We start from the raw sequence: 13,928 nt of genomic DNA, 5'->3' as shown, positions 1-13,928 counted from the left end.
TGTCATTCCCCGCGAAAGCGGGGAATCCAGTACGCCGCGGCCCCTCCATCGACAACGACTGTCTCTGGAATACTGGATCGCCCGATCAAGTCGGGCGATGACACTGCGCTTGGGTTTGGTTGCGTCGTCATGCTGACGATGACACACTCCACCAAAATAAGAGATCGGGAGTAAACATGAGCGCCGCAACAGATTCAGCGCAGCAAGAAGCGCAGTGGCGGAAATGGCGCAGCGTCGCCGATCTCTATCACGCCTTCTTCACCGGGCTGATCCTCACCGTCGTCACGCGGCGCGGCACGGCTGATGCAGCGGAGTTCGTCTTTCGCGTGTTTCGCCGCCAGCAGCAGGAACGCTTTCTCCCCGGCTTGAAGAAGCTCGGTCTCGACGGCCTGCCGCCGGCGGTCGCGGCCGCGCAGTATCATTATCTCTCCAACTGGATCGGCGGCGTGCATGTCGAATACATGCACGAGACCGACCGCAAGGCCTGGATCCGCTATCCGCCGCCGCGCTGGATCTGGAAGGGCACGGCGATCTGCGGCGTGCCTGGCGAGGTCTCGCGCGCGATGCTGCGCGGCTGGCACGCCAACAACGGCGTCGCGCTCGGGGATTTGCGGCTCGGCTTCGTCTGCACCAAGCAGAGTGTCGACGGCCAGGACGGCCTCGAGGGCTATTACTGCGAATACGATCATCCGCTCGAGCTCGATCAGCGCCTCGTGTTCGCGCGCCATCTCGAGGCGCCGCTATTCGATCCCAACACCGCGCCCGCGCTGCCGGTCGACAGCTGGCCGAAGCCGCGGCTGGAAAAGGCCTATCGCAACTACGCGATGGAATATGTGAAGACGGCCGCGCCGGTCATCGTGCAGGTGTTCGGCCCGGAGGATGCGAGCTATCTGTTGCATCTCACCGGCAGACTGATCGGCATGCAGTATTATGACGAGGTCGCGCAGGCGCTCGGCGGCAGCCGTGGCCGCGCCACGGAATTTGCCGCATTCCTGCGCACTCTCTTCGAGTCGCAGGACGATGTCGCTGACATCACCGAGTCCGAGGGCCAGTTCGAGATCCGCCAGCAGGGCTGGAAGCTGATGGCCGATGTCGCCGACTATCACCCGGCCTGCGCCAGCGTGCTGACCGGCCTGTTCGAAGGGCTGGCCGCCGGCTGCGGGCGGCATATTCCGGTGTATCTGAAGCCGAACAGCACCGCCGGCGCGCCGTTCGTCTGGTCGATCGGCTAGATCAGAGGTTCGTCCGGGTTCACCTGCAATCGCGCAGGCCCCCCTTGCGTCCCGCGCACGTGGATTCCGCCATTGCCATGGTAGGGAAACACCATGGCGCGGCTCCCCAGATCGCGCAGAGCGCGATCAGTAAAAGTGGGTACCGGTTTTGCGTCTGATCGCGCTCTGAATCATAAATTTTGGCGCATGACCTTTTCGCCAAACCGCTCACACTTTGGCGGGTCATGCGCCAGGGAGTAGAAATGTCCGATCTCGGCCTCGCCGAAATTCCTGTCGACGAACAAGAGCGGCCGCTGCCGCCGCCGGTGACCAAGCCGGCGCGCAATGCGCTGCTCGACGGGCCGATCCTGCGCACGCTGCTGTGGCTTGCGTGGCCGAACGTGATCGCGCTCTCCGCCGGCACCTGCGTCGTCATCGCGGAGACTTCGTATATCGGCCGGCTCGGCGTCGAGTCGCTTGCGGCGATGGCGCTGGTGTTTCCCTGCGTGATCCTCACTATGACGATGTCCGGCGGCGCGATGGGCGGCGGCGTCGCATCCGCGATCGCGCGTGCGCTCGGCGCCGGCGAGATCGAGCGCGCCTCGACGCTGGCGATGCATGCGCTGCTGATCGGCCTGACCTTTGGTCTGACGTTCATGCTGGGCATGCTGATCTTCGGTCCGCGCCTGCTCGAACTGCTCGGCGGCCGCGGCAATGTGCTGGCGCAGGCGATCGCCTATTCGCAGGTGTTCTTCGGCGGCGCGATCCTGCCCTGGCTGATGAACACCATGGCCGGCATCCTGCGCGGCACCGGCAACATGAAGCTGCCGTCGACCATGATCCTGTCGTCGGCGGTGTGGCAGATCATTCTCGGCGGCACGCTCGGGCTCGGCCTCGGTCCGGTGCCGCAATTCGGCATGCGCGGCGTCGCCGCGGGTTCGCTGATCGCCTATTCGATCAGCATCAGCGTGATGGGCTGGTATCTGTTCTCGGGCCGTGCCCGCGTGAAGCCGAAACTCAAGGGGCTGCGCGTGCAATGGGCGATGTTCATCGACATCCTCAAGGTCGGTGCCATCTCCTGCTTCTCGCCGCTGCAATCGGTGCTGACGATCTCGATCTTCACCCACATGCTGGCGCAGTTCGGCACCGCGGTGCTCGCCGGCTACGGCATCGGCGCACGGCTCGAATTCATGCTGACCTCGGTCGCCTTCGCGGTCGGCATCGCCTCGGTGCCGATGATCGGCATGGCGGTCGGCGCCGAGCGCGTCGCGCGGGCCCGGCGCATCGCCTGGACCGCAGGCACGGTGTCGTTCCTTGCGGTCGGCGTGGTCGGCAGCTTCATCGCCGTCTTCCCCGACCTCTGGGTCAATCTGTTCACCAGTGATCCGCACGTGCGGGCGACCAGCCATCAATATCTCTCGACCGCCGCGCCGATGTACGCGTTCATCGGCCTTGCGATGTCGATGTATTTCTCCTCGCAGGGCGCCGCGAAGGTGCTGGGTCCGGTGCTGGCGCAGACCGCGCGGCTGATCTTCATCGGCGCCGGCGGCTGGTGGCTGTCGACGCATGAGGCGAGCGCGCAGAACTTCTTCGCACTCGCCGCCGCCTCGATGGGCGTGCTCGGCGTGCTGTCCTGCCTCAGCGTGATCCTGACGCGCTGGGGCAAATCAGCGCCGGTCGCCGAGGCGCAGCCGGCGCTGTCGTAGCATTTCTCAATCCGTCATCCTGAGGAGCGGCCTCTTGGCCGCGTCTCGAAGGATTGACGGCCCCGATGCTTCGGCGTCCGCTTCTGGAAACAGCCGGGCTGTCGCCCTTCGAGACGGCCGCTTCGCGGCCTCCTCAGGGTGACGGTCACGGTTTAAATGCGCGGCCGGTCGCGCAACGTTGCGGATCACGCCGCGCTCTTCTCCCTGGCCGACTTGGCCATCGCCGCCTGCATCGCCGCCGCGCCGAGGTCCATCTGCGCGTCCATGTAGGGCGCGACCTCGTGCGGCAGCACGTCGGCGATCCACACCACGCGGCAGCGCGCGTCGCCCTCGGCGAACACCTGCACCGAGGCGGAATGCTGCTTCAACCGCTCGCTGCTGATCGCATAGACCAGCCGCTTTCGGTTGTCGTCGCAATCGACCAGCGTCTCGCGCGCCACGGTGCCGTTGGCGAAAGTGACGGTGCGGACGTCGCCGTCCAGTTGCGTGTGGGTCACGAAGCCCGGCACCAGCCGCGTATGCAGCGCGCCGAAATCGCGCAGCGCGTCCCAGACATGATCTGCCGGCGCGTCGATCGGGATATCCTTGTGAATGGAAGCCATGATTGTAACCTTTCGGGTGGTTGTCATTCCCGCGCAAAGGCTTCGCCTTTGTCGCTGGAGGGCGAGCGATGCGATGCTCCGGCATCGCGTTCCTGAGCGCGTCTCGAAGGATGACCGGATCTCGCTCGGGGCCATCCTTCGAGACGCCGCGCGTTGCGCGGCTTCTCAGGATGACGTTGGAATGCGCGGCTCTTTGTCAGGTCGACACCGCCTCGACATTGTTGCCGTCGGGGTCGAGCAGGAACGCCGCGTAATAGGTCGGGCTGTAATCCTTGCGATGGCCCGCCGCGCCATTGTCCTTGCCGCCGGCTTTCAGGCCTTCGGTATGGAATGTCTTGATCGCGTCATGGCTCGGCGCGCGGAACGCAACGTGCGCGCCGCCTTGGGCCTTGCCCTTGTGCGAATGCAGCCAGAGCGCGGGCTCGCCCTTCGGGCCGAAGCCGGCGCCGCTGTCGTCGCGCGAGCAGAGCACGAAGCCGAGTGGTGCCAGCACCGCGGTGTAGAAGCGCACGCTGGCGTCGAGGTCGGCTACGCGCAATCCGATATGGTCGTACATGAGGAGATCTCCAGTCGCTGTGCGCATCGAAAGACGCGCGGACTGGAGCAGCCTAGCTATTGCAGCGCGAGACGTTCTTGGAAAATCTTGCGGTCGCCGCGCGAGGCCTGGCGGAACTTCAGCGGCGAGGCGCCGGCGGCGCGATGGAAGCTGCGCACGAAATTGGACAGGTCGCCGAAACCGACGTCATAGGCGATGTCGGTGATCGGGCTGTCGTCATCCGCGAGCCGCCGCGCCGCATGGCGCAGCCGCGAGCGCACGAGATATTGATGCGGGGTGACGCCGAGCACCGCGGAAAACAGCCGCAGGAAATGGAAGGTGCTCAAGCCGGCCTGCTCCGCGGCATCGTCGAGGTCGATCTGATGATGTGAATTGGCGTCGATCCACAGCGCGGCCTCGACGGCGCGGCGGCGATCGCGCAAGCCCGCGGTGAGAGGCTTTGCCTTGCGGTCGGACACCAGCTCGACAAGGCGGCTGGTGAGGAGGTGGCCGATCTCGTCGAGGCCGACGTCGCTGTTGCCACCTGCCGCCGTTTGCGCGAGCTCGCCGATCACCATCAGTTCCGGCAGCGGCGGCACCGAGCCGATCTGCCAGACCGCCGCGCGGTCGCCGATGGTCTCGACCAGCTCCGGGTCCAGGAAGAACGACAGGCATTCGTCGCCGACCACATGATCGTGCGTGCAGGTGTATTCGTCGCCGGGATGGCCGACCAGGATCGAGCCTGCCACCAGCTCATGGAAGCGGCCGCGGCAATGGCAGCCGAAGCTGCCGCTGCGCACATAGGACACCGAGTGGCAGGCGAACTGCTCGGCGAACGGCTTGTCGCCGGGTTCCGCCGTGCAGCGAAACTCGTTCACCGTGATGCGATCGCGCTGCAGCAGCGTAGTTCGGACCATACCCGGGATTTAAGCTTGCGGCCGGAGTCGTGCAACGGGCAGCAGCACATCAAAAAGGGTCTTGCTGGTGGTCGGCTGGGCGCCCTCGATCGAGAGCAGCCGCCGCTTCGAGATGCTGCCGCCGTTCGGCGAGATCCGGTCGGCATAATTGCCCGCCTCGAGCACGCGGTGGCAGGGCACCATGATCATGAAGGGATTGCGGCCGAGCGCCTGTGCCACCGAATAGACCGCACCGGACGCCCGCAAGGCGCTCGCCACCTCGTCATAGGTCCGGGTTTCGCCGCGGGGAATGGTGCGGACAAACTGGTAGACGCGCGCGTTGAACGCCGGGATGCCGCTCATGTCGAGCGCAACACCGGCAAGGTCCTCAATGCCGCCGCGCAAGGTCGCGGCGATACCCTCGATCGCGACAGCGATCTCCTCGGGAGGCCGCATCTCGCGTGCATCCGGATAAAGCTTGAATAGCCGCTTGCGGGTCTCGATCTCGCGCAGCTCGGGAAGCTGCACGCCGGCCACGCCGAGCTCACCCCACGCGATACCGCATCGGCCGATCGCCGTGTCGAAAATGGTATACCCACGCCCCGCCATGACGCCACCAGCCCCCAAGCGCGCGATCTTAACATCGTCGCCGGCGTGCGCATCTTGAATCTTGACGTTTAGCTAACCATGTCGCGGCCCCCTCTGTGTGACCTCGCCAATTTATCAGTCACGCATCTTAAAGGCTTTGCCCGCTATCTGGTCGTCAGCATGCTGCTCCACGGTACGATCGGAACGATGACCAGCACCGGCGCGGATATCGCGCGCGGCGGCACCGCCGCGGCCGGGACATCGGCCGGGCGTCGTCATCCGCTGTTCGCATTGCTGTTGCTGGCCTTGGTCCTGCGCCTTGCGGCCGCGCTCTGGCCCAACGTGATGTATCCCGACGAGATCTTTCAATATCTCGAGCCGGCGTGGCGGATGCTCGGCCATGACGGCATTTTGACGTGGGAGTGGCGCGAAGGCATTCGCGGCTGGTTCCTGCCGACATTGCTGGCCGGGCCGGTCGCGGTGGGCGGCTTGATTGCGCCGGGCGGCGAGGGCGCTTTCCTGGTGCCGCGCCTGGTCGCCGCAACGGCGTCGCTGTCGATCGTGGTCAGCGCCTGGTACTTCGGTGCACGCATCTCGCGAACCCATGCCATCGTCGCGGCGTTCGCGGCTGCGGTCTGGTTCGAGTTGATCCTGCTCGCGCCGCACACATTGGGCGAGCCGCTGGCGACGGCGCTCATCGTACCGGCGGCGCTGCTGGTGACCGGTCGTCCGTCGCCGCGGCATCTCGCGATCGGCGGCGCGTTGCTCGCTTTCGCCTTTGTCTGTCGCTTTCAGTACGCGCCGGCCATCGCCATGCTTGCCCTCGGCGCCTGCTGGATGCGTTGGCGAAGCCTGATTCCGCTGATCGCGGGCGGTCTCGCCGCGCTGGTGCTCACCGCCGCGATCGACCTTGCGCATGGCGCCGTGCCGTTCGCCTGGCTGATCGGCAACATCAAGGAAAACCTGCTGCACGACCGCGCGACCGAGTTCGGCGTGACGCCGGCTTCGGCCTATCTCGTCAACTTCCTGATCGTGTGGTCGGCGGCGATCGTGTTGCCGCTCGCTGCGATCTGGCGCGGCGCGCGCCATGCGCCGCTGCTGCTGGCCGTGGCGCTGGTCAACCTCGTCTTCCACAGCCTGATCGAGCACAAGGAATACCGCTTCGTCTTCCTGTCGGTTGTGCTGTTCATCATCGTCGCGGCGCTGGGATCGGCCGATTGGGTGCAATGGCTGCGCGCAAAACCCGGTTGGCGCCGCTGGGCATTGCCGATCGTCACCGGCGGCTGGGCCTTGCTCTCGGTGACGCTCGCCGGCGCCAGCGAAGGGATGCGCGACTACTGGACGCGCGGTGTCGGCGCGGCGCGGCTTGCCGCCGAACTGCGCAGCGATCCGCAGATGTGCGGCCTCGCACTTTACAATGTCCGTTTCCAGCTGTTGCCGGGGCGGGAACGATTGGTCGGCCCGGTGCCGCTCTATGCGCTCGAGCCCGCCGATCCGCTCGCCGAGCTGATCCTGCCGCCGCTGTTGCAGGCGACCAGGCCGGCCTTCAACCGCATCCTCGCGCGGCCCGCGGCGGCCGGTGATCTGCCGGCGGATTATTCAAGGCAAAGCTGTGCCCGCGTCGGCATCGCCGAGGCCTGCATCTATGCACGAAGCGGCAGCTGCGACGCATCCGCCGCCGCGGCTTTTGTCATCAATGACGTGCTCGTGAGGATGGGCCACTAGCGGGGGTGGTGCGGCGATCGGCTCCAATGCGCGCTTGATCCGCTGCCTCCGCCCGGGCTATGGTCCGGCCGGTCGCACCGGGTGGGGCGACCTCAAGCTATTGAGATCGCGGGCGTAGTTCAATGGTAGAACGGCAGCTTCCCAAGCTGCATACGAGGGTTCGATTCCCTTCGCCCGCTCCAGCCTTCAGGCAAATGTCGCGGGACAGTTTGTCGGCAAGGCAATGTATTTGACGACAGCAGGAGACGTGACGTGAGGTTGCTTGGAGCGCTGCTGCTTGCGCTGGGCGTGCTTTGGCTGACGAGGCCGGCATCCGCGCAAATGTATGATCCGCGCTATCCCGTCTGCATGCATGTTTACGGTGAGTTGGTCGGCGAACGCATGGACTGCATCTTCACGTCGCTGGATCAGTGCCAGGCCGGCGCTGTGGGGCTGCCGGCGACCTGTCTGGTGAACCCCTATTATGCGCCGAGGTCGGCGCGTCCTTACCGGCCTGAACGATGACCTTTCCGCTCGTATCGGCGAGCGTCATTTGAGATCAGTGCATGGCATGGTGGTACTTCGCGCTCTTTGCGATCGTTCTGGTCGGATGTTGTGCATTGGTGGTCCGCGCCCGTCGCGGCAGCAATACGCGAGAAGACGAGGAGCTGAACCGGCGGATTGACGAGCGCGTCGATCGGCTCGATCTCCCCCGGCGCAATCGCGACAGGGATTCCTGACCCGGGCGATCCGCAGACGGCCTTCGCCATTATCCCGGGATATTACGGCGATCTGTTCACGCAACGTGCGCGCCTAACGAACCGTACTCGACCTGTTCTTCTCACAACGTGCAGTTATGTTTCCGTAGTTCTCCGCGTTTGAGAACGAAGTTCCACCGGAACGATGTCGCGGGTTCCGGCATTGGTCGAACAGAGCCGACCGACCTCCGGCGAGAACGGTCGGTTCAAGCCCGCGCCGGGCCGTTCCCTCTCAACAGCCCCCCTAGAAGACGGTCGGCGCGGGTCCTTATCCCGGTTCTGCCCGATGTGACGAGCCTGCGCGCCGGTCGCGTATCGCTGACGTTGCGCGATGGATTCAGCGCCAGCCCAAAGCGGGCGCGATCTGGGTCAGGATCGTCTCGATCACATGCGCGTTGTAGGCGACGCCGAGCTGATTGGGGACGGTCAGGAGCAAGGTATCGGCCTCCGCGATCGCCTCATCGGTCTTGAGCTGCTCGATCAGCCTGTCCGGCTCGGCGGCGTAGCCGCGGCCGAAGATCGCGCGCGTCCTCTCGTCGATGAAGCCGATCTGGTCTTCCTCCTGCCCGTTGCCGAAATAGGCGCGGTCGCGATCGTCGACCAGCGCGAAGATGCTGCGGCTCACCGAGACCCGCGGCTCGCGCGTGTGCCCGGCCTCCTTCCAGGCGGCGCGATAGGCCCGGATCTGGGCCGCCTGCTGGATGTGGAAAGCCTCTCCGGTCTCGTCGCTCTTCAGTGTCGAGCTCTGCAGGTTCATCCCGAGCTTCGCCGCCCACACCGCGGTGGCGTTCGAGCCGGCGCCCCACCAGATGCGCTCGCGCAGGCCTTCCGAGAGCGGTTCGAGCCGCAGCAGGCCGGGAGGATTGGGAAACATCGGCCGTGGATTGGGCTGCGCAAATCCCTGGCCGCGCAGCATGTCGAGGAAGATCTCGGCATGACGCCGGCCCATGTCGGCGTCGGTCTCGCCCTCGCCGGGCTGATAGCCGAAATAGCGCCAGCCATCGATCACCTGCTCGGGCGAGCCACGGCTGATGCCGAGTTGCAGGCGTCCCCTCGCGATCAGGTCGGCCGCGCCGGCGTCCTCGATCATGTAGAGCGGATTTTCGTAGCGCATGTCGATCACGGCGGTGCCGATTTCGATCCGGCTGGTCCTGGCGCCGACCGCCGCCAGCAGCGGGAACGGCGAGGCCAGTTGGCGGGCGAAGTGATGGACGCGAAAATACGCGCCGTCCGCGCCGAGTTCTTCGGCGGCGACCGCGAGGTCGATGGATTGCAGCAGCACATCCGCGGCTGAGCGGGCCTGCGACTGCGGCGAGGGCGTCCAGTGCCCGAACGAAAGGAATCCGATCTTCTTCATGCCGGCAATGTAGGGATGTCCGCGACGAATTGCGATCCGCGATGTGACCCAAAGGATGACCGAAAGTGTTTACCAGCCGGGAGATTTTTCTGCGGCAGATGTTGCGGGTTTTGCAGATCGCGCCGTTGCGCGAGTGCTGCATGCGTGCAGGTCTTGCCGCCTGCGCCGCGGCATGACTTGCGATCTCGGGGCGCGCCGCCTAGCTTTCCGCCACGATTTCTCCCGCCAACACCTTCCCGCAGGTCCCGATGTCGCAGCCGCTTCTGTTTCAGCCGATCACGCTTCGCGGCGTGACCTCCCGAAACCGCATCCTGATCTCACCGATGTGCCAGTATTCGGCGACCGACGGTCTCGCCAATGACTGGCATCTCGTGCATCTCGGCAAGTTCGCCCAGGGCGGCGCCGGGCTCGTGATGGTCGAGGCCGCAGCGGTTGTCGCCGAGGGCCGCATCACCCATGGCGATGTCGGCATCTGGAACGACGAGCAGATCGCACCGCTCGAACGGATCGCCGCCTTCCTCAAGGACAATGGCGCGGTGCCCTCGATCCAGCTCGCGCATGCCGGTCGCAAGGCCAGCATGCAGCGTCCCTGGTACGGCAATGCCGCTCTCGATGAGGCCGACCGCGCCCGCGGCGATCTGCCGTGGCGGACGGTGGCGCCGAGCGCGATCCCGATGGAAGACGGCTGGCTGATGCCGCACGCGCTCGAGGTGGCCGAACTCGCCGCGCTTCGCGAGCAATGGCGGCGCGCCACCTTGCGCGCGGTGGAGGCCGGCTTCGAATTCGTCGAGGTGCATTGCGCGCATGGCTATCTGCTGCACGAATTCCTCTCGCCATTGTCGAACCGCCGCAGCGATGCCTATGGCGGCGATCGCGCCGGGCGGATGCGCTATCCGCTCGAGATCATCGAGACCGTGCGCGCCGCCTGGCCGGCGGAGCGGCCGCTGTCGGTGCGGATCTCCTCGGTCGACGGTATCGACGGCGGCCTGACGCTCGAGGACCAGGTCGCGTTCGCCCGCGAAGCCAGGGCGCGCGGCGTCGATCTGATCGATTGCTCGTCGGGCGGCCTGCTCGGCTCGGCGACCGCGGCGCGGATTCCGCGCGGCTACGGCTTTCAGGTGCCCTATGCCGACGAGATCCGCCGCGCCGCGGACATTGCGACCATCGCGGTCGGCCTCATCCTGCATCCGGAGCAGGCCGAAGACGTTCTCGCCAAAGGCCAGGCCGATCTGGTCGCGATCGGCCGCGAGGCGCTGTTCGATCCGAACTGGCCGCTGCACGCCGAGCTTGCGCTTGGCGGTGGAGGCGGCGAGGTGTTCGCGTCCTGGCCGAAGCAGTACGGTTGGTGGCTGGAGCGGCGCGAGCCCGGCCTGCGCCGGCTCGATGGCCCGCCGCTGCCGTTCCGCCAGAGCTGACAAGAAAATCCGACAACAACCTGGGAGGTCGTTATCATGACGTCAGTCGCAAAGCGCCCCTATCGCGGCGTCTTCCCCGTGGCGCCGACCATCTTCGACGCCAATGGCAATCTCGACCTCGAAGGACAACGGCGCTGCGTCGACTTCATGATCGACGCCGGTTCCCACGGCATCTGCATCCTCGCCAATTTCTCCGAGCAGTTCGTGCTGACCGACGCCGAGCGCGAGACCGTGATGCATGCGGTGCTCGAGCATGTCGCCGGCCGCATTCCCGTCATCGTCACCACGACGCATTTCTCCTCGGCGGTCTGTGCGGCGCGCAGCCGCGAGGCGGAAGCCGCCGGAGCTGCGATGGTGATGATCATGCCGCCCTATCACGGCGCCACCTTCCGCGTCGGCGAGCCGGGCATCTACGAGTTTTATCGGGTCGTGTCGGATGCCATCAACATCCCGATCATGATCCAGGACGCGCCGGTGGCGGGCACGCCACTCTCGGTGGATTTCCTGGCACGGATGGCAAAGGAGCTCGCCAATGTCAGGTACTTCAAGATCGAGGTGCCGATGGCCGCAAACAAGCTGCGCGGCCTGATCGAGAAGGGCGGCGCCGAGATCGAGGGGCCGTGGGACGGCGAGGAGGCGATCACGCTGATGGCCGATCTCGATGCCGGCGCCACCGGTGCGATGACCGGCGGCGGCTATCCCGACGGCATCCGCCAGATCATGGATCCGTTCTTCGCCGGCCGGCGGGACGAGGCGGTGCAGGCCTATGCGCGCTGGCTGCCGCTGATCAACTACGAGAACCGGCAATGCGGGCTGCAGGCCTGCAAGGTGCTGATGCGCGAAGGCGGCGTCATCAAGTCCGATGCGGTGCGCCACCCGCTGCAACCGCTGCATCCCGCGACCCGCGCCGGGCTGATCGAGATCGCGCGCACGCTCGATCCGGTGGTGCTGCGCTGGGGACGCTAACGGCGATTAGGCGTCCCACGTCACCGGCAGATCCAGCAGCCCGCGGAATGCCCAGCCGCCGATCCGCGCCGGCTTGTCCGCGATCAGGCGCAGATTCGTCAGCCGGTTGAAGATCGCGGGCAGCGCGACGTCGGCGACCATGGCGCGCGAGGCCCAGGCGCCGGCGCAGAAATGCGGGCCGGCACCGAACGCGATGCTCTTGCCGGCGTCGCGGCGCACGTCGAACGCGTCGGGCTTGTCGAAGTGTTTTTCGTCACGGTTCGCCGAGCCGAACATCAGGAACACGCGCTCATTGGTCTCGAATGCGACGTCCCTGATCGTCCACGGTTTTGCGATGCGCCGCGGCGACATCCCGATCGGCGAGATCCAGCGCGCATATTCCTCGAACACCTGCAGCCACGGGACCGTGCCGCTCGTCGCCAGCGCCAGCTGGTCGGGATGGGTCAGCAGCGCCCATACCGTGCCGGCGATCGCGTCGCGCGGCTCGTTCTGGCCGCCCGAGATCGCAAGCTTGATATTGGCGCGCACGCTCTCCATCGGCATGTCGGTCTGCAGCATCACGCCGAGCAGGCTGAGGTCGGGCGTCTTGCGCAGCCTGGGGACCATGTCGTCGATCGCGGCATCGATCCCGGAGGTTGCCGCATGGCAGCGCGCCTCGATCGCGGGATTGCCGACATAATTGGCGATGCCGTCGATCATGCCCTGCGACCACGCATTCATGTCCTGGAAGCGCATATTGGTGAGGCCGGTGATCGACTTCAGGCATTCGGCCGAGAATGGCAGCGCGAAGGCCTGCACGAAATCGACGACGCCGTCCGGCTTCAGCTCGTCGAGGATGCGCGTCGCGTGTGCTGCGAACTGCGCGGTCCAGTGCGATCTGACGGTTTTGGGCGAGATCGCCGGAAAGATCGCCTTGCGCTCGTTCATGTGCGCATCGCCGTCCTTGCGCATCATGTTGTGGCCCATCAGTTTGTTCATCAACCCCTCGGGCTGGTGCGACGAGAACACGTCGATCTGCTTTTCCGAGATGAAGATGTCGTCGCGGCTGCACAGCAGCGTGCTGCCGAGCTGCGGCACGAAGGCGATCGGCGCCTCCTTGCGCATGCGCGCCAGCGCCGGATAGGGATCCTGCCAGAAGGCGGGGACGTCGATGTCGAAATGGGGCGCGGTGCTCACGACGGGATCTCGGTTTGGCCTCGGGTTTTCGAACCGAGCATAGGCCGGCGGGCGCGGCCCGTCTGTCCCCAGCGCTGGGGACAGAGTGAAGCCACACCGCCTGGAGCGCTCAGTTCAGCTGGCGCGTCGAGGCCATCAGGCGCAGCGCGATCGCGAACAGCTCGTTCTGCGAGGAGATGCCGAGCTTGTCATAGGCACGCTTGCGATAGGTGAGGGCGGAGTGCAGCCCGATGCCGAGCTCGGCGGCGATCGCTTCCGAGCTGAGACCGGAGAGGATGCGCAGGCAGACCTCCTTTTCACGCCCGGTCAGCCTGACGAGCGGCTCGGCGGTTGCAAACAGGATCTTCAACCGCTCGATCGGATCAACATCCGCTGCCGGGTCGCGCTGGAAATGCCGCGCCACGGCCGCCGTCAACGCCGGCGCGACCGCGGCCAGGTGCGCGATCTGCTCGCGGCTGAAGCGGCCTTGCGCGGTGATCTGGTAGAAGTTGACGTAGAAGCAGGTGTCGCCGGTCCAGATCGCGGAAGCGAACTTGTCGACAATGTCGGAGTCGTCGAAGAATATCTTGCGGTAGCCGTCGCTGTACATGCGGCGGGCAAAGTTCGGCAGCACGATCGGCGCGGCCTGCATCCGCCCCTCGAACACCGCATCGCGGTTCGGGTCGGCCTGATGGAAATGTTCGGAATAGGCGATCCCGAGGTCGCGCCCGGTCGGGATGTTGCCGACATCGAGCAGGCATGCGGCGGTCCGCGGGCCGGTGAACGAGAACACCATGCAATGACCGACACCGGCGACGCGGCGGAGCGCGCCGATCAGGGCCTGCGGAAAGTTGTCGCGGCCGATCGCCAGCAGCGCCGGCGTGATGTCGCTGACGACAGAAGTCTTGAAGGCGTAATCTGCCTTCATGGCGTCCTCCCTGTGTTTCGGGAAGACTAGAGCCTTTTCCGTTCCGATGGAATCGGAACGGGGCTCTGGATTGTTTGTTTTGACGCGTTTTCTTGACGCGAACCGGT

At 65.9% G+C, this 13,928-nt stretch carries 13 protein-coding genes and 1 tRNA gene; 7 read left to right on the top strand and 7 right to left on the bottom strand.

The window, feature by feature from the left end:
• The first annotated feature begins 176 nt into the window (after window positions 1-176).
• Complete coding sequence (locus XI02_RS42515; protein ID WP_172646521.1) at window positions 177-1,232, top strand: hypothetical protein; 1,056 nt, start codon at window positions 177-179, stop codon at window positions 1,230-1,232.
• Window positions 1,233-1,474: 242 nt separating this feature from the next.
• Complete coding sequence (locus XI02_RS42510; RefSeq protein WP_172646522.1) at window positions 1,475-2,917, top strand: MATE family efflux transporter; 1,443 nt, start codon at window positions 1,475-1,477, stop codon at window positions 2,915-2,917.
• Between the two features lie 185 nt (window positions 2,918-3,102).
• Here the strand turns inward: XI02_RS42510 and XI02_RS42505 are convergent, their stop codons facing one another.
• The 4 genes from XI02_RS42505 to XI02_RS42490 all read right to left on the bottom strand — a co-directional run bounded on the left by XI02_RS42505 (window position 3,103) and on the right by XI02_RS42490 (window position 5,559).
• Window positions 3,103-3,519, bottom strand: coding sequence for an SRPBCC family protein (locus tag XI02_RS42505; RefSeq protein WP_172646523.1), 417 nt, complete (start codon window positions 3,517-3,519; stop codon window positions 3,103-3,105).
• Between the two features lie 196 nt (window positions 3,520-3,715).
• A complete protein-coding gene (locus XI02_RS42500; protein WP_069280342.1) occupies window positions 3,716-4,075 on the bottom strand; it encodes a VOC family protein in 360 nt (119 codons plus the stop codon).
• Between the two features lie 56 nt (window positions 4,076-4,131).
• A complete protein-coding gene (locus tag XI02_RS42495; RefSeq protein ID WP_172646524.1) occupies window positions 4,132-4,971 on the bottom strand; it encodes an AraC family transcriptional regulator in 840 nt (279 codons plus the stop codon).
• Window positions 4,972-4,980: 9 nt separating this feature from the next.
• Complete coding sequence (locus XI02_RS42490) at window positions 4,981-5,559, bottom strand: methylated-DNA--[protein]-cysteine S-methyltransferase (RefSeq protein ID WP_069280340.1); 579 nt, start codon at window positions 5,557-5,559, stop codon at window positions 4,981-4,983.
• 186 nt (window positions 5,560-5,745) lie between these two features.
• Here XI02_RS42490 and XI02_RS42485 point away from each other — a divergent pair, with 186 nt between their 5' ends.
• From XI02_RS42485 to XI02_RS42475, 3 genes are all read left to right on the top strand, one after another.
• Window positions 5,746-7,263, top strand: a complete 1,518-nt coding sequence (locus XI02_RS42485) for a 4-amino-4-deoxy-L-arabinose transferase (RefSeq protein WP_244980905.1) — start codon at window positions 5,746-5,748, stop codon at window positions 7,261-7,263.
• Between the two features lie 108 nt (window positions 7,264-7,371).
• Window positions 7,372-7,445, top strand: a tRNA-Gly gene (locus tag XI02_RS42480).
• A gap of 70 nt (window positions 7,446-7,515) precedes the next feature.
• Window positions 7,516-7,767 carry a DUF3551 domain-containing protein gene (locus XI02_RS42475; protein WP_172646526.1) on the top strand — a complete coding sequence of 84 codons (252 nt, stop codon included), beginning with the start codon at window positions 7,516-7,518 and terminating at the stop codon, window positions 7,765-7,767.
• Between the two features lie 570 nt (window positions 7,768-8,337).
• Here XI02_RS42475 and XI02_RS42470 read toward each other — a convergent pair.
• Window positions 8,338-9,357, bottom strand: coding sequence for an LLM class flavin-dependent oxidoreductase (locus XI02_RS42470; RefSeq protein WP_018269082.1), 1,020 nt, complete (start codon window positions 9,355-9,357; stop codon window positions 8,338-8,340).
• Window positions 9,358-9,605: 248 nt separating this feature from the next.
• On the opposite strand from XI02_RS42470, the gene XI02_RS42465 reads away from it, so the two are divergent.
• Both XI02_RS42465 and XI02_RS42460 read left to right on the top strand, forming a co-directional pair.
• Window positions 9,606-10,772, top strand: coding sequence for an NADH:flavin oxidoreductase/NADH oxidase (locus XI02_RS42465; RefSeq protein ID WP_172646527.1), 1,167 nt, complete (start codon window positions 9,606-9,608; stop codon window positions 10,770-10,772).
• 36 nt (window positions 10,773-10,808) lie between these two features.
• The gene (locus tag XI02_RS42460; RefSeq protein WP_172646528.1) at window positions 10,809-11,738 is read left to right on the top strand and encodes a dihydrodipicolinate synthase family protein; all 930 of its coding nucleotides are present in this window, start codon (window positions 10,809-10,811) and stop codon (window positions 11,736-11,738) included.
• 6 nt (window positions 11,739-11,744) lie between these two features.
• Here XI02_RS42460 and XI02_RS42455 read toward each other — a convergent pair whose 3' ends face one another.
• Both XI02_RS42455 and XI02_RS42450 read right to left on the bottom strand, forming a co-directional pair.
• Window positions 11,745-12,914 (bottom strand): cytochrome P450, encoded by a 1,170-nt coding sequence (locus tag XI02_RS42455; protein WP_172646529.1) that lies wholly within the window; start codon window positions 12,912-12,914, stop codon window positions 11,745-11,747.
• Between the two features lie 109 nt (window positions 12,915-13,023).
• Window positions 13,024-13,821: a helix-turn-helix transcriptional regulator gene (locus XI02_RS42450; RefSeq protein WP_172646530.1), complete on the bottom strand. Its 798-nt coding sequence runs from the start codon at window positions 13,819-13,821 to the stop codon at window positions 13,024-13,026.
• Window positions 13,822-13,928: the final 107 nt, after the last annotated feature.

The organism is Bradyrhizobium sp. CCBAU 21365, assembly GCF_015291305.1.
Lineage (GTDB): Bacteria > Pseudomonadota > Alphaproteobacteria > Rhizobiales > Xanthobacteraceae > Bradyrhizobium > Bradyrhizobium elkanii.
Note: the sequence above shows the minus strand (reverse complement) of the source record. Positions and strands in the feature narration are given on the sequence as shown.

Bases quoted from the DNA above. Each gene is read 5' to 3' on its own strand.
- XI02_RS42515 (WP_172646521.1), top strand. From the start codon at position 177: ATGAGCGCCGCAACAGATTCAGCGCAGCAAGAAGCGCAGTGGCGGAAA.
- XI02_RS42510 (WP_172646522.1), top strand. From the start codon at position 1,475: ATGTCCGATCTCGGCCTCGCCGAAATTCCTGTCGACGAACAAGAGCGG.
- XI02_RS42505 (WP_172646523.1), bottom strand. From the start codon at position 3,519: ATGGCTTCCATTCACAAGGATATCCCGATCGACGCGCCGGCAGATCAT.
- XI02_RS42500 (WP_069280342.1), bottom strand. From the start codon at position 4,075: ATGTACGACCATATCGGATTGCGCGTAGCCGACCTCGACGCCAGCGTG.
- XI02_RS42495 (WP_172646524.1), bottom strand. From the start codon at position 4,971: ATGGTCCGAACTACGCTGCTGCAGCGCGATCGCATCACGGTGAACGAG.
- XI02_RS42490 (WP_069280340.1), bottom strand. From the start codon at position 5,559: ATGGCGGGGCGTGGGTATACCATTTTCGACACGGCGATCGGCCGATGC.
- XI02_RS42485 (WP_244980905.1), top strand. From the start codon at position 5,746: ATGACCAGCACCGGCGCGGATATCGCGCGCGGCGGCACCGCCGCGGCC.
- XI02_RS42470 (WP_018269082.1), bottom strand. From the start codon at position 9,357: ATGAAGAAGATCGGATTCCTTTCGTTCGGGCACTGGACGCCCTCGCCG.
- XI02_RS42465 (WP_172646527.1), top strand. From the start codon at position 9,606: ATGTCGCAGCCGCTTCTGTTTCAGCCGATCACGCTTCGCGGCGTGACC.
- XI02_RS42460 (WP_172646528.1), top strand. From the start codon at position 10,809: ATGACGTCAGTCGCAAAGCGCCCCTATCGCGGCGTCTTCCCCGTGGCG.
- XI02_RS42450 (WP_172646530.1), bottom strand. From the start codon at position 13,821: ATGAAGGCAGATTACGCCTTCAAGACTTCTGTCGTCAGCGACATCACG.